General features: G+C 55.1%; 16 protein-coding genes and 1 pseudogene. All 17 read right to left on the bottom strand.

What is annotated here, in order from left to right:
• Positions 1-108: 108 nt before the first annotated feature.
• A complete protein-coding gene (tssA, locus tag WFK59_RS03905; RefSeq protein ID WP_336755060.1) occupies positions 109-1,701 on the bottom strand; it encodes a type VI secretion system protein TssA in 1,593 nt (530 codons plus the stop codon).
• Positions 1,701-4,835 (bottom strand): annotated as a pseudogene (locus WFK59_RS03900) (ImcF-related family protein); the annotation flags it as partial. The gene tssA and the pseudogene WFK59_RS03900, both read right to left, overlap by 1 nt.
• An 8-nt stretch (positions 4,836-4,843) precedes the next feature.
• Complete coding sequence (locus WFK59_RS03895) at positions 4,844-5,122, bottom strand: hypothetical protein (RefSeq protein ID WP_336755059.1); 279 nt, start codon at positions 5,120-5,122, stop codon at positions 4,844-4,846.
• Between the two features lie 5 nt (positions 5,123-5,127).
• Entirely contained in the window at positions 5,128-6,558 is a 1,431-nt protein-coding gene (locus tag WFK59_RS03890; protein ID WP_336755058.1) for a hypothetical protein, read from the bottom strand.
• Positions 6,558-6,821 carry a PAAR domain-containing protein gene (locus WFK59_RS03885; protein WP_336755056.1) on the bottom strand — a complete coding sequence of 88 codons (264 nt, stop codon included), beginning with the start codon at positions 6,819-6,821 and terminating at the stop codon, positions 6,558-6,560. The genes WFK59_RS03890 and WFK59_RS03885 overlap by 1 nt, the downstream gene beginning before the upstream one ends.
• A gap of 45 nt (positions 6,822-6,866) precedes the next feature.
• Positions 6,867-8,831: a T6SS effector phospholipase Tle3 domain-containing protein gene (locus WFK59_RS03880; protein ID WP_336755054.1), complete on the bottom strand. Its 1,965-nt coding sequence runs from the start codon at positions 8,829-8,831 to the stop codon at positions 6,867-6,869.
• Positions 8,832-8,850: 19 nt separating this feature from the next.
• Positions 8,851-9,591, bottom strand: a complete 741-nt coding sequence (locus WFK59_RS03875) for a T6SS immunity protein Tli3 family protein (protein ID WP_336755052.1) — start codon at positions 9,589-9,591, stop codon at positions 8,851-8,853.
• A 199-nt stretch (positions 9,592-9,790) separates the two neighbouring features.
• Positions 9,791-10,435 carry a T6SS effector phospholipase Tle3 domain-containing protein gene (locus tag WFK59_RS03870; protein WP_336755050.1) on the bottom strand — a complete coding sequence of 215 codons (645 nt, stop codon included), beginning with the start codon at positions 10,433-10,435 and terminating at the stop codon, positions 9,791-9,793.
• A 141-nt stretch (positions 10,436-10,576) separates the two neighbouring features.
• Positions 10,577-11,323, bottom strand: a complete 747-nt coding sequence (locus WFK59_RS03865) for a T6SS immunity protein Tli3 family protein (RefSeq protein ID WP_336755049.1) — start codon at positions 11,321-11,323, stop codon at positions 10,577-10,579.
• 16 nt (positions 11,324-11,339) lie between these two features.
• Positions 11,340-13,823, bottom strand: a complete 2,484-nt coding sequence (locus WFK59_RS03860; RefSeq protein WP_336755047.1) for a type VI secretion system Vgr family protein — start codon at positions 13,821-13,823, stop codon at positions 11,340-11,342.
• Positions 13,820-16,474: a type VI secretion system ATPase TssH gene (gene tssH / locus WFK59_RS03855; protein WP_336755046.1), complete on the bottom strand. Its 2,655-nt coding sequence runs from the start codon at positions 16,472-16,474 to the stop codon at positions 13,820-13,822. Before tssH ends, WFK59_RS03860 begins: the two co-directional genes overlap by 4 nt.
• A gap of 309 nt (positions 16,475-16,783) precedes the next feature.
• Positions 16,784-17,275, bottom strand: a complete 492-nt coding sequence (locus WFK59_RS03850; RefSeq protein WP_233984552.1) for an Hcp family type VI secretion system effector — start codon at positions 17,273-17,275, stop codon at positions 16,784-16,786.
• Positions 17,276-17,279: 4 nt separating this feature from the next.
• Complete coding sequence (locus WFK59_RS03845) at positions 17,280-18,992, bottom strand: OmpA family protein (RefSeq protein ID WP_336755045.1); 1,713 nt, start codon at positions 18,990-18,992, stop codon at positions 17,280-17,282.
• Positions 18,989-19,678, bottom strand: a complete 690-nt coding sequence (gene tssL, locus WFK59_RS03840) for a type VI secretion system protein TssL, short form (protein ID WP_233984554.1) — start codon at positions 19,676-19,678, stop codon at positions 18,989-18,991. The genes WFK59_RS03845 and tssL overlap by 4 nt, the downstream gene beginning before the upstream one ends.
• Positions 19,675-21,015, bottom strand: a complete 1,341-nt coding sequence (gene tssK, locus WFK59_RS03835) for a type VI secretion system baseplate subunit TssK (protein ID WP_336755044.1) — start codon at positions 21,013-21,015, stop codon at positions 19,675-19,677. The genes tssL and tssK overlap by 4 nt, the downstream gene beginning before the upstream one ends.
• A gap of 17 nt (positions 21,016-21,032) precedes the next feature.
• Complete coding sequence (gene tssC, locus WFK59_RS03830) at positions 21,033-22,580, bottom strand: type VI secretion system contractile sheath large subunit (protein WP_233984556.1); 1,548 nt, start codon at positions 22,578-22,580, stop codon at positions 21,033-21,035.
• A 31-nt stretch (positions 22,581-22,611) separates the two neighbouring features.
• Entirely contained in the window at positions 22,612-23,109 is a 498-nt protein-coding gene (gene tssB / locus WFK59_RS03825) for a type VI secretion system contractile sheath small subunit (RefSeq protein ID WP_233984557.1), read from the bottom strand.
• Positions 23,110-23,115: the final 6 nt, after the last annotated feature.

Here is a 23,115-nt window from a genome sequence, read left to right as displayed (position 1 = left end):
CATTACAGCGGGCTTCCCTCACTGAGCAATGCCTGTTAATACAGAAAGATACCCCACCACCGCAGGGTTACCTTCTGCCATAGCACTCTGTTTTCCGTTGAGAGGTACTCAGCCGCACAGCACCGCGGCCCGAGCAGGATCCAGTGAGATAAGCCCGGATAGCAGCATGTCCATTTCAGGCTGCAGCCGCGTTTTATCAGCTTCGCTGCGTGCGGCTTTGCCCCGCAGCAGTTTTAGCCGGCGAGCTTTGACTTCAAATATCAGCTCAGGCGTCCACTGCTTAAGCGTGAGTTCGCGGGCACCGGAGTCGAGCTCACCCAGCAGGTGCAGTGCCATTTCATTTTTTCCGTACTGCTCGCTCACCCGGGCCATCAGCAGACGCATCAGCCACTGGTTACGGGAAGAAGTGTAACCCGACTGAACCTGAAGCCAGTTAAGCGCGGCTTCAAATCCTTCTGTATCGGCTTTTGTTAACACTTCAGGCTCCAGTGCCAGCACATCATCGCTGCCCACAGCAACGACTGATACCGTCCCCTCTTTCCAGCCAGCCATATCATCCAGTACGCTTTCGTTTATCCAATTCAGCGTCACCTCGTCAGCAAAGGGTGTTCCGTCACTGAAAGCCAGTGCTTCCAGCCCAGGAAGGCGGGCCAGCAAACCTTTGAGATCACGGCAGAGAATATCTGCGCGCACCCTATCGCTATCGAGTTTTGCCAGTGCCTGACAGGCGTACCACTGCACATCCAGCCACAGATGATTGACGCCCTGCGCCAGCAACGTGTCTGTATGCTCCAGCAATTCAGACCAACTTTTTTGCAGGTAGAGTCGCTTGAGGTGAGCCCTGCTGTCTGGCTTAGGTGGAACCAGACGCGTACGCCCCGTCGCATCCAGCGGCGGCAGTTCGGTCAACGTATCCCAGCGGACACTTTTCAACAGATGATGCCCGGCCAGCCAGCCTCCAGGCTGATCGCGAAGATATTTCGCCAGCACTTTCGCCTGATCTAGCAAATCACGCCCGGATGTAACAGCGCTCATTACTGGCGCAGAAGTTACTGACACGGCTGCCGCGCTATCCTCACGGCTGGTCTGAGGCACCAGACTGTTGGCACCGCCGTTCTGTACCAGCCGGTTGTCCAGCGCCTGATACAGTCCGCCGAGTTCGGGACGGGCATTTTCATCAAACCATTGAAAAGCCTGCTCCGAAAGTAGCAGGCCAGCTGTGATGCGCTGCATCACCGACAAATCCACTTCCGGATATAAGGAAAGGCTATCAATTAAGCGGCCGCTACCCAGCCACTCCAGAGCTGATTTGCGGCTCCGGTCGCGTAACGGATGCAGCCGGGCACCGAACCGCTCAAGCATTGCCGCCAGCAGTTCAATCCCCTGTGCCAGTCCGGACTCACCATCCTGATGCAGGCGCGCCCAGACATAGAAAGTAATAACGCGCAGATCCTTGCAGCAGCCGGTCAGCAGCTTTTCCGCCAACTGGCATATCAGCCCGGTATCAATGCCGGAAAGTTTGTTGACCTCTTCACGGATGCGCTGGAAATCGTCATCGTAGCCTGGGTCCTCTCCGGTAGGCGCATCGTCGCTAACAGGCTCCAGCCAGCGTTCCCATTCAGCACAGCGCGACCTGGCACTCTCCAGTAACGTCTTCTCATCAGCGCCCATCGCCTGAAGTAAATTTTGTAATGTCGCCATTATTCCACTCCTTCCATGGCTGAATAATCTGTATCAACCGGAGCCTGTGAGGTGACCGGGGTATCCAGACTGAATATCTGGTCCGGCAGGCTGAAGTTGCGCAGTGAAAGTAGCGCCAGCGGTCCGTTGCCTAGCTGCGATCTCAGTACCCACTGCAGCGTTCTGCCGTCAGAGGCACTAAAGCTCAGCATCCACTGACTGCGGTCAAGTTGCCGCCGTTTGCTCTGATCCAGCCAGCGAATAAAGCCCCAGGTCCCGCTGTAGTCCCCGAACAGGCGCGCGCCGGCGTTGATAGTAGTCCAGGTCAGCATAGTGCCTGGCCTGAAGGTATCACCCGGCCAGCGCAAAGATTGCCAGTCGGCCATCTGGTTAAAGTAATGCAATTTTTGTCCGTCAATGGTCAGTTGAGTCTCTGTAACTTCTGCCGCGGGACGTGGCTGCAACTCAAAACTGATCCCCTGACTGCCATCGGTAAATAAAATATCCGACAGCTGACTCAGCTGGTTAACTGCTCTGAGGAAAGCCGGATTAAAGGTCAGGCCCTGACTGTGTGAATTGTCCGGCACCCACTGACTCCCCTCTTTGTGGAGCACGCCGTTGAGCTCCGTACTGAGGAACCGGTCGATGCGGCCACTATCCTTACGAATAAACTCGGCCAGCATCGGCAGAGAAGCATCACTCTTGCTCATTGCAAACGGGAAGCGTCCGTCAAAGGCCGTGTGCCAGTTCGCGACCACCGAGCGGCTCCAGCGGTCATTCAGGCTGGCAGCCGAGGGCTGCAGAACCGTTTCCCAGGCCTGAGTCAGCGGCTGAACAAACATCGTGTTGCCAAAACCGCTCCACTCTTCCCCCAGGCTGGCAGCGACAAGGCTGCCGTACTGCTGGGTATCCGTCAGATCCACGCTTTTGCCCTGGAAGACGGTCTGGGCCAGGGTCTGCATGCTCTCCTGCGGATCCGATGAATTGGCTACCTGCTGCAGGCGAAGACGTACACGGGTGATGCGGGTTAGCCAGGTCTGCAGGCTCAGCGTGCTGTCAGCTGACATGACATTGCTGGCTTTGTTTTTCCCCATCAGCGCCAGCAGCGGCCCAAAGGTGTCATCCAGCGGTCCTTGCGGACCGGCCGCGCTCTGGTCGATTACCGGTTTCTCCTGACTGCCGACCAGTTCTTTTGCGGATTTGATAATTGAATCGGACAGGCCGGCTCGCTGCTCGCCGGTCTGTCCCTGCCACGCCAGCGTATTCATCAGGGCAATCAGCGGCGACTGGCGTACATCACTCATTAGCGTCAGCTGGTCGGTGACATCGGCAATATTGTGCGCTGGGTTCCAGTGCAGACTGTTCAGGAAGCTCAGCCAGTTACCGGCAAAATCAGCGAAATAACGCTGGGTCAGACGCGCCTTCAGCGCTTCCGGCGACAGGTCGGCCGAAACGGCTTTGCCGGAATCACTTAATACCCAGTCAATCTCATCGCGGCGCGAATTCGCTGCTTTCTCGATTGCCTGCTGAATTCCACCCTGCCATGCCTGACGGGTGAACATGCCGGGGACCACCTCATCGGTAGTGAACAGTCGCCGGGCATCGGTGCCACTGGTCATGTCTTCGAGAGAGATATCCGCGAAGTTACGACGTACCGATTTGAGCATGTTTTCATATAGGGTGCTTTCTGCGTTGCGACGGCCAATCTGCGCCAGCAGCACCTGACGGCTCTGACTGAGCAGAGAGGCATCCGGGACGATTTTCCACTGGGGCTGCCGTGGCAGCTCGGTGATATAGAAGGCCCACAGATCCGGTGAGAGACTTTGCCACAGGCCCGTTGAGATACCCATGTGCGTCGGCTGCACGGCTTTCATGGTCTGTGCGTAAAATGGGCCGTCGGCTTTATCCGGACGGGCCATCATCAGCCAGGCTTTCAACTGGTCATAACCCGGTTTAGCCAGTTGTGCTCGCTGGTCGCTGCCAGGTGCAGAGTTTGCCAGCACGCTAAGCTTTTGCGTCAGGGCAGCAGCTGCCGGATCGCGTATCAGGCGGTTGTTCGCCACACCATACCAGGGCAGCATTGCGGCGAGCAGCTGCGGGTTATGGTCAAGGCCGAAGCGCTGATACCAGGGCGCGCCTTCCTGAATACGGTGTTGCAGGCGGCCAGCATCATTACGCAGGTTATGCAGCGCTGTCAGTTGGTAATCCGATACGGAAGGATGCTCTACCAGGGCATGAGCCTGTTCAGCAACAGCCACTATCTGCAGACGGTTTACCGCAAATGACAGCAGTGTCCCCGCTCCCCAGACACCGATAATGATCATCAGTGTCCAGGCGAGTGTTTGTTCCCACGCCATTCCGACACGGCGGCCACGTATACGGGTGCAGTCATCAACAATACCCTGCCAGATCACCGGCAGAGTCAGTGCATGCCGTTGTGATTCCGCGCGGAATCTCTCTGTGTCAGCAGAAGTGGGATTAAAGGCTACGCCATTCTCAGATATGCCTGCAGGTTTATTCTCCGGCAGGCTGAACATCAGGCCACGCAGCGGAACACGCTGCTGGGTGACAGAGAGCCACGGCACCAGTTGCTGAGCCCAGCGGGCGATACCGCCGTCGCTGAGATGCTGGCCAAGGCGTAGCAGGAAATCGTGGCTGTTGTTCTCGATAACCTGATCGACACCCTGCGCGCGCAGTGCAGGCAGCATCTGTTCAAGTTGTCGGGAAATATCGTCTGCTTTGGCGCGCAGTGGAAAGCTTGCCCCTACCGCCTGCTCAGGACGCTTCGACTGCGACCAGTCGCTGCTGCACAGTTGCCACAGCCAGACCGGTGCGGAATAGCGCAGCAGTTCACTGATTTTTTCCAGTCCGCGTAAATCGTTGTCACTGATTTGTGGTGTCAGGTTAAGCGACTCAGGCATGACGCGTACAATACCGTCCAGTGGGCGCCCGCGACGCAGTTTACGCAGCGCGGTGTATTTTTCGCTGTCCGGCTCTTCCTTCAGGCTGCCGCCAAAAATCAGCACGGTACGGTTGCCTTCAAGCCACTGACTTTCCTTCAGGCCAGGTGCCAGTTGTTCGATTGCCGCCTCATCGCCAGTGATTAGCAGCAGAAGAACCTTGCGACGCCAGAAGAGCGAGTAACGTCTTCTGAGATGTTTGCTCAGTGCTGAAAAATCATATTGATCCAATGTTTTTTCCTCACTGCCATTACTTCTGTCATCAGGCGTAACGGGAGAGGAATTCTTTTCTCGGGGCAGAGTAAAAATACCAAGGTGCATAGCGCGCTAGTGAGCGTGATGAAACCTGCCAGCACATACCAGAAATTATCTTCACCACTTCCGGAGGGCAGATGTGTTGTCTGTGCAAAAACAAAGAGCACCATAAACAGGGCTGCGATGATGAGCAGCCCTGCCCCTAGTACTTTCGAAACCTTTTTCATGCCGCTTATTCCTTTCCGGACTGTCGTGCAGCCCTTATAAATACAGGGCGCTGAAGACGGGCTGTAACTCGTCGCAGCAAAATGGCAAATCCGGGCAATGTCACGACCAGTGACAACAGCAGAAGAGCAATCCCCGACCATGAGAATGCAATTGAAGGAAAAAAGTGAATCATCAGGCTGTATAGCCCAACATTCAGCAGCAATGCCATCAGAACAGAGCCCACGGGAAAGGGTGCTGGAACAACGAAATGATCATGCCCGACAACGGGGGCGGCATTTCCAAGTGCCACTGCCCAGGCCTCATCCTTCCCTTCGAGAAAAAACCACTGGCAGGCTGGCCCATATGCGGCCATATCTACTGCAGCCCCAATCATTGACCAGCCAGCAAGACCACCATAACCGACACATACGTTGTCATAATCAATGACGCCGCCAGTGCCAATACCCTCATACAAAGGGACTGACAGGTCATTCAGGACTCTGTTCATTGACTGTCGTGATGCGTCAGACAGTCCGCTGTGCCAGACAAGATGTTTCTTGCTGGCAGGTGTGAGAGCCATATCACGTAATTCACTGAGTTCAGTTACAAGCATACGGGTGTTAAGTGGCATCGCCCGGAATAGCCGTAACGCAGTTTTTTTTTCGCCCTGATTCAGCATTGACGGTGGCATCAAAAATAACGCGCTGGCAAATTCCGGCAGAACGTCATCGGGCAACCGATAGTGCATCGCCAGTACCAACACGGGTCGCGTTGTTGATCCCACAAACTGATTCCAGTCACAAAAGGACGAATTACCATCCTGAAAATGAATCGTGGCTTTCCAGGGCAAGGACCCTACTGTCCAGATGCGGTGGAATGACAGCGATTCACGGTCTTTATCACTACCGTTGGTCTGAACAACAATCTGTAACGGACCCGAAGGATATCGCCGCTGAAGCGAAGGTGTTATCTGAGAGATGAGGTGGCGGAGTAGTTGCTCAAAGCGTGAAATGCCAGGCGTGAGCGGTTCTTTCGGCAACAGTGTGAAAAGCGGTGTATCTGAATTCCCCTCTTCCTGTGCGTGCGCGATGCGCGGCAGCAATCCATGATCAGCTATGATGAAAACATGACTAAGAATAGCGAGATGCTGATGTGCGTGTAAGCGCCAGGTAAGGCGCATATTCCGGCACCACTCATTCCAGTTCCAGACACGGGTGGCCAGCGTTTCCCAGCAGAAACTGTAGATCGCGATGACTGTCGAAATGCCCACAAATGTCATAGTCGTCAGTGGTAACCAGTACCCACTGCTCAATGAAGATAAGCCTTCTGTCGGTGATTTCAACACCGCAACAAGTAACCCAATGAAGAGGCCAAGAGTAATAATCAACAGGCAGATCCATGGCGACCATGACGGTGCCCGCTCTTTTTCAGGTACCTTTGGCAGAGACCATCCCATCAGCCAACCTCCATGTCCTGCAAACTTGCGATAACATTCGCGCCGCACTGCGTCTTGCAACCGTGTAATACAATTCCACGCCCGTTTTCTTCATATGCAGAAACATCGCACTCAATAATTTTATTCGTGCCGTGTTCGGGGCAACTGACGGTATCATTCAAAAGTGCGGCATTTTTACCAGATATATCGAAACTGGATGAGGCTGATGTGACTTTGCCACCATGCGAAGTAGCGTCACCTAAAACGACGGCAAATTTCACCATTTTTCACTCCTTAAATTAAAGTGCATGCATCGCCAACCCTTGAACTTATTTTTTTTGTTGAAGCCGTCTCATTTCATGGTTTTTCTTTTCTGCGGCATCGCTTGCCACCTCTCTTCTTATAATTGCAGGCATAGCAGGGATAGTCAGCTTACCTGTCCAGTAATAGTCGTCACTTTCCAGCCAGTCAGCCTGATGGCGTAATTCAGCAAGACTTTCTCTGTCCCAGGAGTGCCAGCAATAGCCAATTGGCAAATCATAAGCAACGACCCTGCTCATAAAGCGTTCGTCCATTGGCAATGTGCTGTGGTCTGTTGGTCGCTGAACATAGGTACGAACATCTTCCAGCATTTCTGCTCTGGACTGCTTTTCATACCTGTTGCGCTCCTCTTTGGATCCCGGTCCCGGTAATTTAATTCCTGAGGGATCTTTGAGCTTCATTTTCTGATCAAAATAGCCGTAGAGCGAGATATAATATCGGTAATCAGAATCTACAGGTTTACCAGAAGAAATATCTCCGTTCTGTACGGTATCTTTATCTATCTGTCCATAGCCATACCCTATTTTATCGGTTTGTTTTTCTTTACTCCGGTAGTCTTTGTCAAAATCTTTTAATTCTTCTGCTGACAGAGGTTCAGGAACCATTGGTCCATTGATAGTCAGTTTTTGTCCCTTTACTGGATCAGGCCAGGTCATTTTCTGCATTATTGATATCGTACTGTCCCAAAATGGATGACCATCGCCCAGATCGCTAAAGTTCATTTGTGAGTCAGGTTCACCCCCACAGGGAGTATTTCGTCCAAGCATACGAACATAGAGTGTCTCACCCGCAGATTTAAATAAGGGATGAGGTTCATTAAAACGGCTGGCTTCTGTGTTGGGTAATCCCTGCCAGCCAATGCTGCGCAAAGGTGCAGATCCCATTACTCGATCATGAGGATTACAGTAGATCCAGGTTGTTCCATGGTTATCGCGCTCTGGTACACCTCGATGGGTTTTACCTTCCGGTGTCCAGCTTTCACCCTCACTACTGGCTCCTGCAAGTAATCTTTCACACCCCTGTTGCTTCAGACGCGTTTTGTTTTCAGCAATTTTCTTTACAATATCGGCAAATGTCGCTTCTCTCGCTTCCTTACTGAGGATTTCATTCATGGGATATGAAATATAGGTTGTCATCTCATTATCCAGCGCATAAGGCGAATTCATCACAAACAGCGCATCTGGTGCTTCAATTGCAGCCGCGGCCAGGGCAACCATAGTTCCCTGGCTGTGTGACAGTACTGTCACCGTATCTTCAGGATGTTTGTCACGAATCGTTTTGATTAACTTAGCCAGACGCCCTGCCGCATGAGCATAATAGTGTCGTGGCGGAGCGGCTGTAAGAAGCCTGTCGCGCTCCCCATTCAGTAACTGCGTACTGAATGGCACCGGGATGCCCAGTGCGGAAGGCCAGTTATCAAATCCTTCATCACTCCATAAACTGACCAGTTGGTTACAGCCATTCTGGAACGGTCCCCCTCCCCAGTAAAAAGGGCCTTTATTTTTTCTCTGCTCAGGCGTCAGGTCATAATAGTTATCGCCCTGTTTATTTTTTAGTGGAATAGCGTATTTATTAGTTTCATTCTCGGCAGCCCGGTAGCCCCAGTAGAAACGGATCACAGGGGAGCGGCCTTCTTCAGTTATTTTTCTAGGAGGTATTACCCAGGAAGTATGTTCTTTATTCCAATGAGACTCTTCATATTCATTCTCCATCAATTGAAATCGCTCATCTAAAGATGATAACCCCAACCGCTCATTCAAACCATTACAAATAGCTTTCTCCGCATGGTTATACCATTCTCCCTCAGAATTCACTCCATGAACGAATATAATTAAACCGGGTAATTGTAAGGGAGGCTGAACCTCTGCGTTGACCTTGACATTTTTATGTGATGTCACAGAGTAAGAGAAAGGGGTGCCATTATCTGTAGTATAAACCTCGACCTTTCGTGTAGGAGTCGTTTTCTTGTTCATCTAATATTCCTTACGACTATTATTTTGGTTCTGGTTTACGATTACATTGCATACTTTCTTGGGGAACTTGAGAAACGTCGAATGAAAGCTCTGGTAGGTAAACCGGACCAGTCACCCCAGGATAAGCGGGATGTGAAGTTTTAGTTGCGGGACTAAATGTCCATTTTAGCGCGTAAGCGCTAGTTGGGGAGTGCTTAGCAAGCTTGTATTCAATCATATAAAACCCATCATCAGTCACCAGCATGTCATAGTCTTTTGTATCCCCATTAGGATCCTGCGTATTTGAACCATAGGTAACTGAACGCATTGTTTTTCCACCGTCGGTCGTTACCGCAATGATATTCAGGCATCCCTTATCAGACCCCATGCAGGCAGCCTTGTTTTCATTCCGTGTCACAGGGAATGCCAGATAATCGTCACGTGTTGATAACCAGAAAAGCCTCCCTTTAAATAAATAGCCTGAAGAGGGAGATATCTGGGTATGAATTCCTTTGGCTTTGTTGTTATAGAATGTTTTACCATTTTCGCAGCGGGTATACTCCTCAAGCGTAAAGTAACGATCTTTATCAATGCGATAAATTATCTGTGGCGGGCCATACACCTTAGGTTGCTGTTTTTTCTTTTCTGTCTCTGTCTGCGTATCATTCAGTGCAGAAAAAGGATTCACAAAGGCCACACCTCCACCGTAGGGACCAGCCACACAACCACTCAGAACAAACACACCACATATAAAGCAGAGCCGCATAATCATATTCATCATAACTCTATTCCTTTATTTATTTCTTCAATACGATCTTCAGTCCATCAACCGCTTTTGAGGTTATTAGTGATAACCCCTAATTAGCAGTGATATCAGGCAGCACACTCGTACCCGGCGAATAAACTTCGCAAGCTTCATTTCCAGTGGTCTATCTAAGATTGTATGGGTAGTGACAAACTTTTCATCAAAGATTGACGGCTCAAACAACTTCATCATTCATGTAAACTAAGCGCGGTGACTTTCCTGACCCCCGAATTCTTAATCTGCAATTAAGCTGTATATAGTTTAACTTAGCAAGACGACCTGCTGCATGAGCATAATAGTGTCGTGGCGGAGCGGCTGTAAGAAGCCTGTCGCGCTCCCCATTCAGTAACTGCGTACTGAATGGCACCGGGATGCCCAGTGCGGAAGGCCAGTTATCAAATTCTTCATCACTCCATAAACTGACCAGTTGGTTACAGCCATTCTGGAATGGTCCCCCTCCCCAGTAAAAAGGGCCTTTATTTTTTCTCTGCTCAGGCGTCAGGTCATAATAGTTATCGCCCTGTTTATTTTTTAGTGGAATAGCGTATTTATTAGTTTCATTCTCGGCAGCCCGGTAGCCCCAGTAGAAACGGATCACAGGGGAGCGACCTTCTTCTTTTATCTTTCGAGGTGGTACGATCCGCTCGCTTTTATCATCATTCCAATGAGGACTATAATACTTGTTTGGTTTTAAACCATAACCGCCGCTCTCAAGCAAACCAAGTCGAACATTTAAACCTTCACATAAGGAGTTTTCTGCATAGTTATACCACTCTCCTTCAGAGTTAACACCATGAACAAAAATAATCAGACCAGGCAATTGTAATGGGGTTGCACCTCTGCATTTATTTTAATATTTTTATGCGTGGTTATTGAATGTGCGAACGGGGTGCCATTATCCGTTATATGAACCTTGACTTTCCGAGTTGATGCAGATTGTTTATTAATCATGTCATTTCCCTTAACGATTGGCAGGTTCAAGTGTTCTGTCACATTGCATTGTTTCCTGAATTACATTAGAAACGTCCATGTCAAATTCTTTAAAATACACAGGGCCTGTTACTCCTGGATAGGCTGGATTTGAATCCTTAGTTGCTGGATTAAATGTCCACTTATCTACAGAGCCATTTGTTGGTGTTCTTCTGCCATCCCAGTAATTAATCATATAAAACCCATCATCAGTCACCAGCATGTCATAGTCTTTTGTATCCCCATTAGGATCCTGCGTATTTGAACCATACGTCACTGAACGCATTGTTTTTCCACCGTCGGTCGTTACCGCAACAATATTCAGGCATCCCTTATCAGACCCTATGCAGGCAGCCTTGTTTTCATTCCGTGTCACAGGGAATGCCAGATAATCGTCACGTGTTGATAACCAGAAAATCCTCCCTTTAAATAAATAGCCTGAAGAGGGAGATATCTGGGTATGAATTCCTTTGGCTTTGTTGTTATAGAATGTTTTACCATTTTCGCAGCGGGTATACTCCTCAAGCGTAAAGTAACGATCTTTATCAATGCGATAAATTATCTGTGGCGGGCCATACACCTTAGGTTGCTGTTTTTTCTTTTCTGGCTCTGTCTGCGTATCATTCAGTGCAGAAAAAGCATTCACAAAGGCCACACCTCCACCATAAGGACCAGCCACACAACCACTCAGAACAAACACACCACATATAAAGCAGAGCCGCATAATCATATTCATCATAACTCTATTCCTTTATTTATTTCTTCAATACGATCTTCAGTCCATCAACCGCTTTTGAGGTTATTAGTGATGAGTTCCCAAGGTTATCGGTAATACCAGACAACACACTCCCATCCGGCATATGAATGTCATAATTCTGATTTGCCAGCGGCTTACCCGATACGGGATGAGTAATGACGAATTTCTCATCAAATGTTGAGGGCTCAAACGACTTCATCACGCCCTGCATGCTCCCGCTGCCCGCTTTCTTTATCCCTGTATTCCTGATGAGCAGCTTGCCCGGGCCGCCTATCTCAACGTCCCCGCCCTGGATTTTGATATACCCCCCGCCGCAGACCAGCGTCAGCTCATCCTGCGCCGTGACCACCAGTTTTTTTCCGCTTGATATATGCGTGTCCTGCGTCGACCAGGTGGTGATATTCCCCCCCTGCGCCTGAATATCAATGTCATTGAGCGAGCTGAACAGCTTTGCCCCTTCCCGGCTGTACAGGCTGAGCTGCTTTCCTGCCGCCAGCGTGAAGTCCTTCCGCACCCCCACATCCAGCTGCCTGCCCGCCGTCAGCGTCAGGTTTTCACTGGCCGCCAGCTGCATATCTTCCCCGCTTACCAGCGCCATTCCTTTCGGCGCGCTGCCCAGTATCACTTCCTCACGCAGCTGTTCTATTTTCTGCTTCAGGAGTGTCTGCTGCCGGCTGACGTCCGCTGCCAGCGCCTGAGCCTGCTGCGCGCTGGCCGCCAGGGACTGCATTTCCGCTAAAGCAGCAGAAAGCCGTGTGAGGGCCGGCCCCATCTCCAGCACCTGGCCCTGCGCCTTCGCCTGACCGTCCGCCGAGATAAACAGCCCCTTATGCGCCCGTATTGCGCCCCGGCTGTCGGTCCGGAGCTCAAAACCCTCGCCGCGCTGTTGCTTCTCCGCGTCAACCAGATGACCCAGGTTCAGCTGGCTCTTGCCGCCGTACTCGGTGCTGATCTTGATGTGCTCTTTCCCGCGCTCATCGTCGAGGCGGATTTTGTTGTTCGCCGGCGTGCGCAGCACGTTGCGCTTATAGTTGCGGATGGTGACGTGGTCGCCGTGCGCCGAGTCATGCAGCACGCCGGCGATATAGGGCCGGTCCGGGTTACCGTCCTCAAAGCCAATCGCCACCTCAGTCCCCGCCAGCAGCGGCAGGTGCAGGCCGTAAGCGTCCCCGGCGTACGGGCGGGACTGCCGTACCCACAGGCTCTCAAAGCCCGTATCCCAGCTGTCCCGGTCAAACAGCATGCTGACGCGGTAGCGGCCGTCTTTGTCGATATGTCCGTAGGTGTCATTTTCCGTGGTGCTGGTGACGCGCGCCGGCAGCGTGCCGGCCATCACCGGGCGGGCGCCGGGTTCAGGGCGGAAGCTAAAATCGTCGCTGTCCGGGATGCCCTCAACGCTCACCCTGAAGTCTTCGTCACGCCGGGCGTGGCTGTGCATCGCCGTGATGACCACGCCCTGAGCAAAGACCTCCGCCACCTCATAGCCGCCGGTCACCTTCAGCACCTGACCCGGCGCGAGCGCCGGGCAGCTGGTGATGGCACGGGTCTGCGTCTGGCCGTTCAGGTAGCGCTCATGACGGATGCGGGCATAAAACGCCCCGGACTCCGGGACCGGATTGTGGTCATAGGTACTACCCGCTGTCAGATAGTTATCCGCATAATGGTAGGCTTCACCGTAGGTGATGGTATCCCCGGCGACCGCACCGGCCTGCGCGCTCATCTCTTCCGTGGCCTGACGGTAGTTGTAATCGCCGGTCGTGACCCGCTGCTGCACCACGCGGTGGTGACTCTCCATTGCCCATACCGAGTCCGCCCCGGCCGAATGCTGCCCCGACGGCGGCACCGACGGCAGGGTCGGGCCTGCCTCATAGCCCTGCCGGCTGTCGAAGAACTCCACCACGTCAATACTGAGCCGCGTGTCGGTGGTAAAACGGAACCCGATCCCCACCTCCCCCAGCAGGCGGGTGATGAAGTGCAGATCGTCTTCACCGTACTGCATCACCTGCTCACGGCGCGGGTACTCTTTTGTCAGCGAGAACAGGAAGTCCTGACCGCGCATGCTGTGACGCTCGCGCAGGATTTTTTCCACGATCTGCGGAACGGACATGTCCTGGTAGATGGCGTTCTGATGCGAACGGTCGAGCAGCGCCAGGCGCGGCTGGAGCGTCAGGGCGTAGTGGGTTTCATCTTTTGAGGTGCCGAAGCGCTCAAAGCCCGTCACCACGCCCTGAATCACCCGCACCGGCTGCTGTATTTTAATGCCGTAGCCCTGGTCAACCGGGGCCTGCAGCGTCAGGGAGGCGGCCTTCATCAGCATCATTTCTTTGCTGATGGCATGGTCACTGCTGGTGAACTCAATGCGGTAACGGAACGGCCTGCTCAGGGCCTCATCGCCCTCAAACGCCAGCACGTCGGGCGCTGTTTCACTCTCTTTCACCGCCAGCAGGTGGTGGCTGTGGCTGAATCTTATCGGGAGATTCATGCGTTCACTCCTTGTACAGGATCAAATTCCAGCGCAATCCCCTCTTCCTCACGCCATTCCAGAGTAAGCGACTGCGGTTTCTGTTTAGCCGCCATCCGGGTCAGCAGCTGCTGGCTCAGCACCGGTAAAATCTGCTGGTTCAGCAGGCTGTCGACGTTGCGTGCACCGGTGTCCGGCAGCAGGCAGGCGGCGGTCAGGGCGTCATACAGGCTCTCATCAAACTGCGTGGTCAGGCCGTAGTGACGATGTAAGCGCTGGCTCACCTGTGCAAGCTTCATCTGCACGATGGTGCGCATGGCGGTTTCCGTCAGAGGGCGGTAAATCACGGTCTGGAAGCGGGCCAGCAGCGCCGGCTGGAAGTGGTCGCGTAAAATCGGGCGCAGCAGTTCGTGCAGCTCGCCTTCGGTGGCGTCCGGCTGCTCATCCAGCAGTTGCATCAGGTGGTCGCTGCCGAGGTTCGAGGTCATCAGAATCACGGTGTTGCGGAAGTCGATTTCACGCCCTTCGCCGTCGCGCATAAAGCCGCGGTCGAACACCTGATAGAACAGGTTCATCACGTCGCGGTGCGCTTTCTCCACCTCATCGAGCAGCACCACGCTGTACGGACGCTTGCGCACCGCCTCAGTCAGAATGCCGCCCTGGCCGTAGCCGACGTAGCCCGGCGGCGAGCCCTTCAGCTGAGAAACGGTGTGCGGCTCCTGGTATTCCGACAGGTTAATTGTGATGAGGGACTTTTCGCCGCCGTACAGCACATCGGCCAGCGCAAGCGCGGTTTCGGTTTTCCCGGTTCCGCTCGGGCCGACCAGCAGGAACACGCCCTGCGGGCCGTTCTCTGACGTCAGCCCGGTTTTGGCGGCGCGCAGACGCTGTGCGATAGCGTTCAGCGCCACCGGCTGGCCCACCACGCGCCTGCCGATTTCATCTTCCAGCGTCAGCAGGCCGGTCTGCTCATCTTTCAGCAGCGATGAGAGCGGCACGCCGGTCCAGTCGGCAATCACGTTCGCGACCGTGCGGGTGTCCACATCCCCCTGAACCAGCACGTCGCCCTGCTGCGCCTGTTCCAGCTGCTGTTGCAGGCCGGCAATGTCAGCCTGCTGGCTGACGTTCTGCCGGCTGGCCATCAGCTGCTGCACCAGCGCCTTTTCCTTGCTGAACCGCTCTTCCTGCTGCTGAATACGCACGTCCAGTTCAGCCCGCTGCTGCTCAATGACAACCAGGCGGTCACCATGACGGCTGCTGCCGGCGGCGATATCTTCCAGCAGCGCCTGCTCTTCCAGTGCCAGTGCGGTCAGCTGTGCTTTCAGGCGCACGATTTGTTCAGGCACCGTATCGAGGTTCATCCGGACGCGCGCCGCCGCCGTATCCAGCAGGTCGACGGCCTTGTCCGGCAGCTGGCGGCCGGTCAGATAACGGCGGGAGAGCGTCACCGCGGCACGCACCGCATCGTCGGTAATGTGGACACCATGATGTTCTGCATAACGTGACTTCAGTCCCCGCAGCATCAGGCAGGCGGTCCCGTCGTCCGGCTCATCCACTTTCACCATCTGGAAGCGGCGTTCCAGCGCGGCATCGCGCTCAAAATACTGCTTGTATTCGCTCCAGGTCGTGGCGGCAATGGTACGCAGTTCGCCGCGCGCCAGAGCGGGTTTCAGCAGATTCGCCGCATCTGCGCCGCCAGCCTGGTTGCCCGCGCCGATGATGGTGTGCGCTTCGTCGATAAACAGCAAAATCGGGACAGGCGACTGCTGCACCGCATCGATGACGTTTTTCAGGCGCTGTTCAAATTCGCCTTTCACACCCGCACCCGCCTGCAGCAGACCGAGGTCGAGGGTGCGCAGTACAACAGGTTTCAGGCTTTCCGGTACGTTGCCTTCGGCAATGCGCAGCGCCAGGCCTTCGACCAGCGCGGTTTTGCCGACGCCCGGCTCACCGACCAGGATCGGGTTGTTCTTACGACGGCGCGAGAGGATGTCTACCATCTGACGGATTTCGGTGTCACGGCCAAACACCGGGTCAATCTTGCCTTCTTTCGCTTTGGCGGTGACATCGAGGGTGAATTTATCCAGCGCGTTCTGCAGCGCCGGGTTGAGCTCACCGTCTTTCAGCTCTGCCCCGACCGGACGACCAACAAACTCCACTTCACCACCATGGTTTTGTGCCAGCTCGGCTTCCTGCTGAATGTCCGGTCGCTCGTCTGACTGTGCGTCCAGCAGCGGACGCAGGCGCTCCAGCTGGCTCTTACCGAGCGTCAGCAGTGGCCACAGACCATCGCAGCGCACCAGCTTCGGTTTATCCGCCAGCGCCATCAGCAGATGCACGCTGCGGATATTGTCTTCACCGCTGAGTGAGGCGAGCAGCCAGGCCTGCTGCATCAGGGTCCGGGTGCTGTCCGCCAGTTGCGGGCGAGTGCGTACCGAGCGCGGCCGTGCCTCCAGCCAGCCGAGTAAATCCTGCCACAGGCCGTCCATATCCCATTCATAGCGGCGGGCCAGAACCGTGAGGTCACCTTCGCCCTGCTCCAGCAACTTCAGCAGCCAGTGCTCCGGCAGGATTTCCGCATGAGCGCGGGTCTGACAGAGCGAAGCCGCGCCTTCCATCGCACGGGCACAGTAAGGATTGAGACGACGCAGAAGAATTGCCGGGTTTTCCATGTTCTTGAACTCGCAGTCTGAGGACCGTCAGGCACGCTACCGCCCATCGCTTTTCCTTGTCGTAAGGAACCTAAAGCGCATCAGGTCAGATTTCTCGGTTAGGGAATGTTTTTTACTCAGTACCCGCCAGGCAGATACTCAGCAAAACAGCGGAAAGGTCATCCCCCTCCGCTTAAAACGAGGATTACGCGAAAGCGTTCACGTCGCAGGAAGGCGGCAGGCTGGTCAGCCTCCGGGAACAGAGATAACTCTGTGGCCGGAGCGGGCGAACGCAGCCAGCGCACCTGCGGCGCAAAACAGGACGCGTAATCAGGCGGTGGCGCGCTCGTTCCAGGAATCGGAATGAATGATGTTGCCGTCTTTGTAGGTCCAGGTGATTTTTTCGTAACGCAACTCGACCTGTTCCAGATGGTTGTGTTTCTCGAAGGAGGAATCTTTAATGTCGTGCATTTTCGGCGCGACTTTCACCAGCTTCACGTTTTCCAGTCGGGTGTTGAAGTACTCCACTTCCTGACCGGCGTCGTTGATTTTGTACCATTTGAACTCAGCAGATTTCAGGGTCTGACCGGTGGTCACCGCCTTGTAGAGGTACGGGCTGGAGGAATCGATTTCTTTGGTGAACAGGAACGGCGTGTGGATACGGGTACCGGTCAGCTTGCCGGTGTTGTTGTCAGTCGGGATGTAAACGCGGTGATCCTGCGCAACCACTTCGATGCTGCCTTCACGATCCTGAACGTCCACAGACCCTTTGATGTCTGCGCCGCCGTCGTCTTTCAGCCAGAGATAAACAGGAATTGCCATGGTATTACTCTCCATTGTGTTGTGACGCGCCATCATCCTGCGATGGCGCCGGGTGTTTGCCGGGTATCTGACAGGCGTCGGCCTGCGGTACCAGACTGATTTCGACACGGCGGTTGAGCGCGCGCCCTTCCGGGGTGTCGTTAGTTGCGGCAGGGCGGCCTGCGCCATAGCCCTGCACGGCAAAACAGCTTTCCGGCACGTCGCCGGTGTCACGCATCCAGTCACGTACCGCTTCGGCACGTTTCAGGGACAGCGTCTGGTTCAGCTCCGGGTTACCGGTGTTGTCGGTATGCCCGCTGACCACAATCAGCCAGCCTGGCCTGGCTTTGATGCCCACCAGCGAATTGACCAGCATTTTGGTAGAGCCGGCTTTCAGGACGGACTTGCCGGAATCGAACAGCGACATGCTGTCGAGACGGACAATTTTCGGGACCGGTTCTGGTTTTGGTTGCGGTTTGGGCGGCGGTGGCGGCGGAATATACGAGCGAATGGCATCCAGCAATGGCATACGCAGGCGTTCGCCCTGATAAAGACCCAAACTCATCCGGATAGGTACGCCATTGCGTGCCCAGTTATCCAGCTGTGCGGCATCCTCACGCAGGACCCTGACGGCATCGGCTTTCGGACCGTAGTTGTCCATCCCGATACGGTCATATCGGGCAATATCAAAGCTCACACGGTGCAGCAGCTGGCGATTGTTCCAGCCACTGCTGAGCAGCGCCGCGATGGCCGCCAGGCTGAAAAGAGTCAATGCGCAGCGCCAGGTCCGGCCTCGTGGGGTTAAACCGCGACCTTCCGGTAACAGTGGCAGAACGAAATCCGGCAGTGGTGATATCACCGTACTGTCAGTGCCGACCGGCTGCCAGCCTGCCACCTGCTGCATGGCGGTGTGGCGAGACAGCCATGCTGTCCAGGCTGAAGAGGCCAGACTTCCGGCAAGAATCGGTCCCATGCCCCACAGCACTGCCGCAGGTTTAATGGCCGGAACATCAGGATTCTCATCCGTAAACACCGCATTAACGTGCTGATGAAACCAGCGCATCAGGCTGTTCATCAGCACCTGTTGCTGCATCGCGGGCGCACCACCCTGGCTGACCCATGCGGCAATCGAACCAGGCGCCGTGGACTCACGCCAGATTCTTACTCCTTCCCCGGGGATCGCCGCCTGCCAGAGCATGTCCCTCACCATTGCACTGCCGGCCTGACCATTCAGTACCAGCGGCACAGAATGGCCACTCTCCTTACGCAGCAGGCTGATTTGCCAGCGCAGGGCCAGCAGGCGGCTAGTCAGCGCTTCACTGTCTGCATGCTTCTGCGGACAGACTGTGACCATCACCGAGAGCTGACGTCCCCACTCAGGACGTTGCCACAGAAGCTGGCGGGCAACCTGCTCCAGCGCCTGGTCGTCTTCGACCCGGATCCAGCAACCCTGCGTGACATTCAGTACCGGTGACGACTGAGGCCACGCCAGCGGCAGATCGCCACAAACCAGGACCACCGGCTGGCGGTATGTCGCTTCCGGGAGCCCCTCCAGAGGCAGGATCTCCTCATCCTGGACACGACAGCGGACGGCGAATCCGATCGCCGCAATCAACCCGATTACCGCCAGCAGAATCAGCACAGCAGCCAGTCGGGAAACCGGCAGAAAGCCCAGACAGACGCCCGCGCTGAGCAGGAGCGCCCACAGCGCAAGACCACGCTGTTGTGCAGGACTCATTTCACGGCTCCCGGCAGCAGTGTCGACAGCATCTGATCGAGCCAGTGATTCAGCCCCCACCACAGGGCGATAAGCACAATCACACTCAGCCCTATACGCATCGGCCATGACGAGAGCCAGCCGCCCATCCGCCAGCCGACAGGGCTTTCCGCCAGCACCGGCTGGGTCTGGGGATAGCTGAAGGGTGTGACATGTTCATTAAGCGCGCTGACGAGTTTCTGACGTGCCGGATCGTCCAGAGACTGGAAGTTGCCAAGGAATCCCAGCATCATCACCCGCTGGAAGCAGGTAATGACGGCCAGATCAGGTGCCGGTTCACGCAACACGTCACGCATCCGGTCACACAGCGTGTCACCTGCGTCCATGGTGCCGAGGAAATGTCCCTGCAGCGGAATGTCATACCACTGGACGCAGGCATCATCTTCCACGCCGCGGCCTTTTACTGTCTCATCCAGCAATGCACACTGTGCGGTGAGAATATGCAGGCAATGGGTTTCATCGAGTCCACTCGCTTTCAGGACACGCTGCACCTCTTCAACATCGGCGATGCAGCGTTCCCACAGCTTTCGCCCTTCCCCTTCCTGAAACTGCGGACCATGGCGCAGGCTGATAACCTGCAACCAGGTATTTTGCAGCAAGGCATCGATATCAATGGATGCGGCGGTACCGCTTTTATGCTCACTCATGTTCTTAGTACCGCAAAGAGTTCAAGCTCAGGCTCGCCGAGCATGCCCGGCACGTAAAACATACAGGTACCGCTCTGAAGCATTTCCGTCGCTAGGGGATGAGAGACATCGAGGCTGAAATATTGATTTTCCAGACGTAACGGAATGGCGGCAGGAACATGACGCAGCGGCGTCAGTGGCACCCCTACCCGTGAAGAATTGACGATGCCCCGGACATGATCCGGGCTGCCCACCTTGCACTGGCGCGGGAACTGCTCCTGCAACTGGGCCACAGGCATGGGGGATCGGACGGAGAGATAGTAATCGGCCCCTTCACGCAGGCGCGGGTCATGCAAACGGGCCTGCCAGAAGTGGAGACGGGGATCATTTTCCAGCTCGATTGACACCACGCGCGAGGGCAGACTGGCTTCCAGCAGATCGCCCAGTAAGTCAAACAGCGGCGGAAACACAGCATTCAGCTGCTCGTGCTGCCAGGCCGGAATGGCGCTCACCTGATGCTCCAGTGAAAAGGTCAGCAGGCTACCCGCCAGGCGGGCCAGTTCCGGATACAAGCGCTCCGGCGGGTTTTGCAGATTGCGCTGAAACTGTCCCAGCACCGGTTCTGCGCTGTTCAGGGCATTAAGCAGCCAGAACAGGGAAACATCGGCCACGGCAAAATCGGCCATCCGCTCGTTACTTTCACGGCGCATCGCCATCAGGCGGCTCAGCCGGGCGCGCAGCTGAGTCATCAGCTGTTCAAGCTGAGTGACCAGCCAGCGGCTGCCCTGAAGGGTAAGCAGTGGAGGCAGAAACGCTTCATCCAGTCTCCAGCTGCCCTGCGAATCCTGCTGCAGTCGGGCAACCGGACAGGTCAGATAGTCGCTGTTGTTCTGATGGGAAAAACGCAGGCTCAGCTCCGGCTGCATTACGGCAATCTGGCGGATATCTTCGCCAAAAGTATTGCGGACATCCCGCCAGCGCTGGCGAAAACGCACCGGCCGTTCGGCCACCTCATCAGGTTTCAGGCAGTTCCCCCCGTTCGCCCGCATCAGCGGGAGCGCCAGCAGTACCACTGCATTATGCGATTCGCTCTCAAGCGACAGCGCCGGTGGCAGGGCGTCAGCATTGTCAGTGTCAATCAGCGTGCCGTCCCGAAAACGGATGTGCAGATGACGGGCCTGCAGGCGGCCCAGTTTCAGTGCCTCCGGTTCGAACGTGGCTTCAATCATTCCCCAGGGATGGGAAAGGCCCAACTGGGCGATGCATTCCACAGACCAGGCCGCATACGCGGCCTGTTGCTGGAAGTGCTGGGGAGAGACCATCTGGCCCCTGCCCCATAACGGTTGTTCCGTTTTCATCGGCTTCCTGCCTTACTTTACGCTTTCGCCTTCGGCATCTGGGAAACCAGCGACAGATTGACGTCCATCCCTTCCACCTGGAAATGCGGCACGGCATAGAGTTTCACGCGGAAGAAACCCGGGTTGTCTTCGATATCTTCCACCGTCACTTTTGCGTCGCGCAGCGGATGCGAAGCCTGCAGGTCGTCGCCTGGATCGGTCATCTCCGTCACCAGCCCGCGCACCCAGGTATTGAGCTCCAGCTCAAGCAGGCGGCGATCTTTGGTGGTGCCGATATTTTCACGCTGAATCAGTTTCAGGTAATGAGCGATACGTGACAGCAGGAAAATGTACGGCAGACGCGCGTTGATGCGGCTGTTAGCCGTCGCGTCAGCGGTGTCGTACAGGGCCGGTTTCTGGGCGGAGTTAGCCGAGAAGAAGCAGGCGTAGTCGCGGTTTTTGTAGTACGACAGCGGGATAAAGCCCAGGCTGGCAAATTCGAACTCGCGGGTTTCCGGGATCATCACCTCGGACGGAATTTTCACCTGATTACCGGTGCCCAGGTCATAGAGATGAATCGGCAGATCCCGTACCGCGCCACCGGCCTGCGGACCACGGATTTGCACGCACCAGCCGTTGCTGATAAAGCTCTGCACCATGTTGGCCGCAAAGGCGAAGGCGGCGCTGGTCCAGAGGTATTTGTCGTGATCCGGGCCTTTGACCTGCTCAACATAGTTGAAGCTGCGCACCGGCACGGTGTCCGGGCCATACGGCAGGCGACCCAGCACGCGCGGCATCACCAGGCCGATATAGCGGGAGTCATCGGTTTCACGAAAAGATTTCCACTTGATGTACTCGGCGCGATCGAAGTAGCTGCCGATGTCTTTAATCGCCGCCACTTCTTCCATTGCATCCTTGAGGAAGAATTTCGGACCGGCAGCGCCGATAAACGGCATATGCGCCGCGGCGGAGACTTTCGAAATATTGCGCAGCAGCGCGACATCCTGGGCTGACGCATCAAATTCATAGGCAGAAATCAGGGCGGCAATCGGCTCACCACCGGGGCTGTCATACTCAGCCGTATAGGTGTGCTGGTATAATCCGCTCTGAATAATCTCCGGCGCGTCTTCGAAATCCTGACGCAGGTGATCTTTCGACAGATCAAGCAGCTCGATTTTAACGTTCTGCCGGAAATCGGTTTTATCGACCAGCGACTTCAGCCCGCGCCAGGTACTTTCTGTCTGCTGAAAAGCCTCATGATGCATCACCGCGTCCAGCTGACGGCTGATCTGGTAATCCAGCCCGGCGATATGGTGGTCAATCAGCGTCTTGTCCAGCTTTTCGACTTTTGAACCCGACTTCTTCAGGCACTCCAGAAAGACCTGCATGCCGGCCGTCAGGCGCTCATCGGCCGTGGCATCAGACATTGCCTGCGCATCCTGCCAGATATCCAGCGCGCTCAGCTCAGAGACCGGATTAAGGTTGATTTTTTCAAACAGAGACGCGTAAACCCCGCCCGCTGACGGACGTTCCAGCACAACGCTTTCGCCACCCGCGCCATTTTGATTTTGTACAGACATGAGCATTCCTTGGTTAATCCGTTATTACTCGTGAGGGTTAAGGCTGTTTGGGTGCCAGCGCCGACAGCTCGCTACGCAGTTCAGCGCTGAGCGCCGGGTCGATCAGGATTTTTTCCAGCTCTTTGCGGAAGGCCTGGTTATCCAGCAGGTTGGCTTTGAGGTCGCGCAGCAGGTTGCGCATGGCCAGCATCGCTTTAAGCTGCGGGATTTGGCGGGCGACCTGCTCGGGTTCGAAGTCTTTCATCTGCGTGAACGACAGGCTGACGTTCTCTTCGCTGCCGTCACCGGCCAGGGTGTTTTCTACAGCGAGGTTTACCGACGGGGCAAATTCAGCCATGACGCTGTCAAAGTTGTTTTTGTTGACGTTGATTTTTTCGCGTTCAGACAGCGGACGCTGTTCTGCACCGTTGCTGTAATCCCCCACCACCATCAGCTTGAGGGGCAGTTCGACTTTCTTCTGCGCGCCACCGGTGTGTACGCTGAGCTGGATGTTAACGCGGGCTTTGGGGATCTCGGACTGATAGGAGTTAGACATGGCTAT

Origin of the sequence: Pantoea sp. USHLN298, assembly GCF_037149395.1 — a bacterium.
Classification (GTDB): domain Bacteria; phylum Pseudomonadota; class Gammaproteobacteria; order Enterobacterales; family Enterobacteriaceae; genus Pantoea; species Pantoea astica.
Note: the sequence above shows the minus strand (reverse complement) of the source record. Positions and strands in the feature narration are given on the sequence as shown.

What these genes read in the sequence shown, in the direction of transcription:
- WFK59_RS03895 (WP_336755059.1), bottom strand. Translation starts at nt 5,122, where the DNA reads ATGAAAAAGGTTTCGAAAGTACTAGGGGCAGGGCTGCTCATCATCGCA.
- tssK (WP_336755044.1), bottom strand. Translation starts at nt 21,015, where the DNA reads ATGAAAACGGAACAACCGTTATGGGGCAGGGGCCAGATGGTCTCTCCC.
- WFK59_RS03860 (WP_336755047.1), bottom strand. Translation starts at nt 13,823, where the DNA reads ATGAATCTCCCGATAAGATTCAGCCACAGCCACCACCTGCTGGCGGTG.
- tssL (WP_233984554.1), bottom strand. Translation starts at nt 19,678, where the DNA reads ATGAGTGAGCATAAAAGCGGTACCGCCGCATCCATTGATATCGATGCC.
- tssB (WP_233984557.1), bottom strand. Translation starts at nt 23,109, where the DNA reads ATGTCTAACTCCTATCAGTCCGAGATCCCCAAAGCCCGCGTTAACATC.
- WFK59_RS03885 (WP_336755056.1), bottom strand. Translation starts at nt 6,821, where the DNA reads ATGGTGAAATTTGCCGTCGTTTTAGGTGACGCTACTTCGCATGGTGGC.
- WFK59_RS03865 (WP_336755049.1), bottom strand. Translation starts at nt 11,323, where the DNA reads ATGATGAATATGATTATGCGGCTCTGCTTTATATGTGGTGTGTTTGTT.
- WFK59_RS03880 (WP_336755054.1), bottom strand. Translation starts at nt 8,831, where the DNA reads ATGAACAAGAAAACGACTCCTACACGAAAGGTCGAGGTTTATACTACA.
- WFK59_RS03890 (WP_336755058.1), bottom strand. Translation starts at nt 6,558, where the DNA reads ATGGGATGGTCTCTGCCAAAGGTACCTGAAAAAGAGCGGGCACCGTCA.
- WFK59_RS03875 (WP_336755052.1), bottom strand. Translation starts at nt 9,591, where the DNA reads ATGATGAATATGATTATGCGGCTCTGCTTTATATGTGGTGTGTTTGTT.
- tssC (WP_233984556.1), bottom strand. Translation starts at nt 22,580, where the DNA reads ATGCTCATGTCTGTACAAAATCAAAATGGCGCGGGTGGCGAAAGCGTT.
- WFK59_RS03845 (WP_336755045.1), bottom strand. Translation starts at nt 18,992, where the DNA reads ATGAGTCCTGCACAACAGCGTGGTCTTGCGCTGTGGGCGCTCCTGCTC.
- WFK59_RS03850 (WP_233984552.1), bottom strand. Translation starts at nt 17,275, where the DNA reads ATGGCAATTCCTGTTTATCTCTGGCTGAAAGACGACGGCGGCGCAGAC.
- tssA (WP_336755060.1), bottom strand. Translation starts at nt 1,701, where the DNA reads ATGGCGACATTACAAAATTTACTTCAGGCGATGGGCGCTGATGAGAAG.
- tssH (WP_336755046.1), bottom strand. Translation starts at nt 16,474, where the DNA reads ATGGAAAACCCGGCAATTCTTCTGCGTCGTCTCAATCCTTACTGTGCC.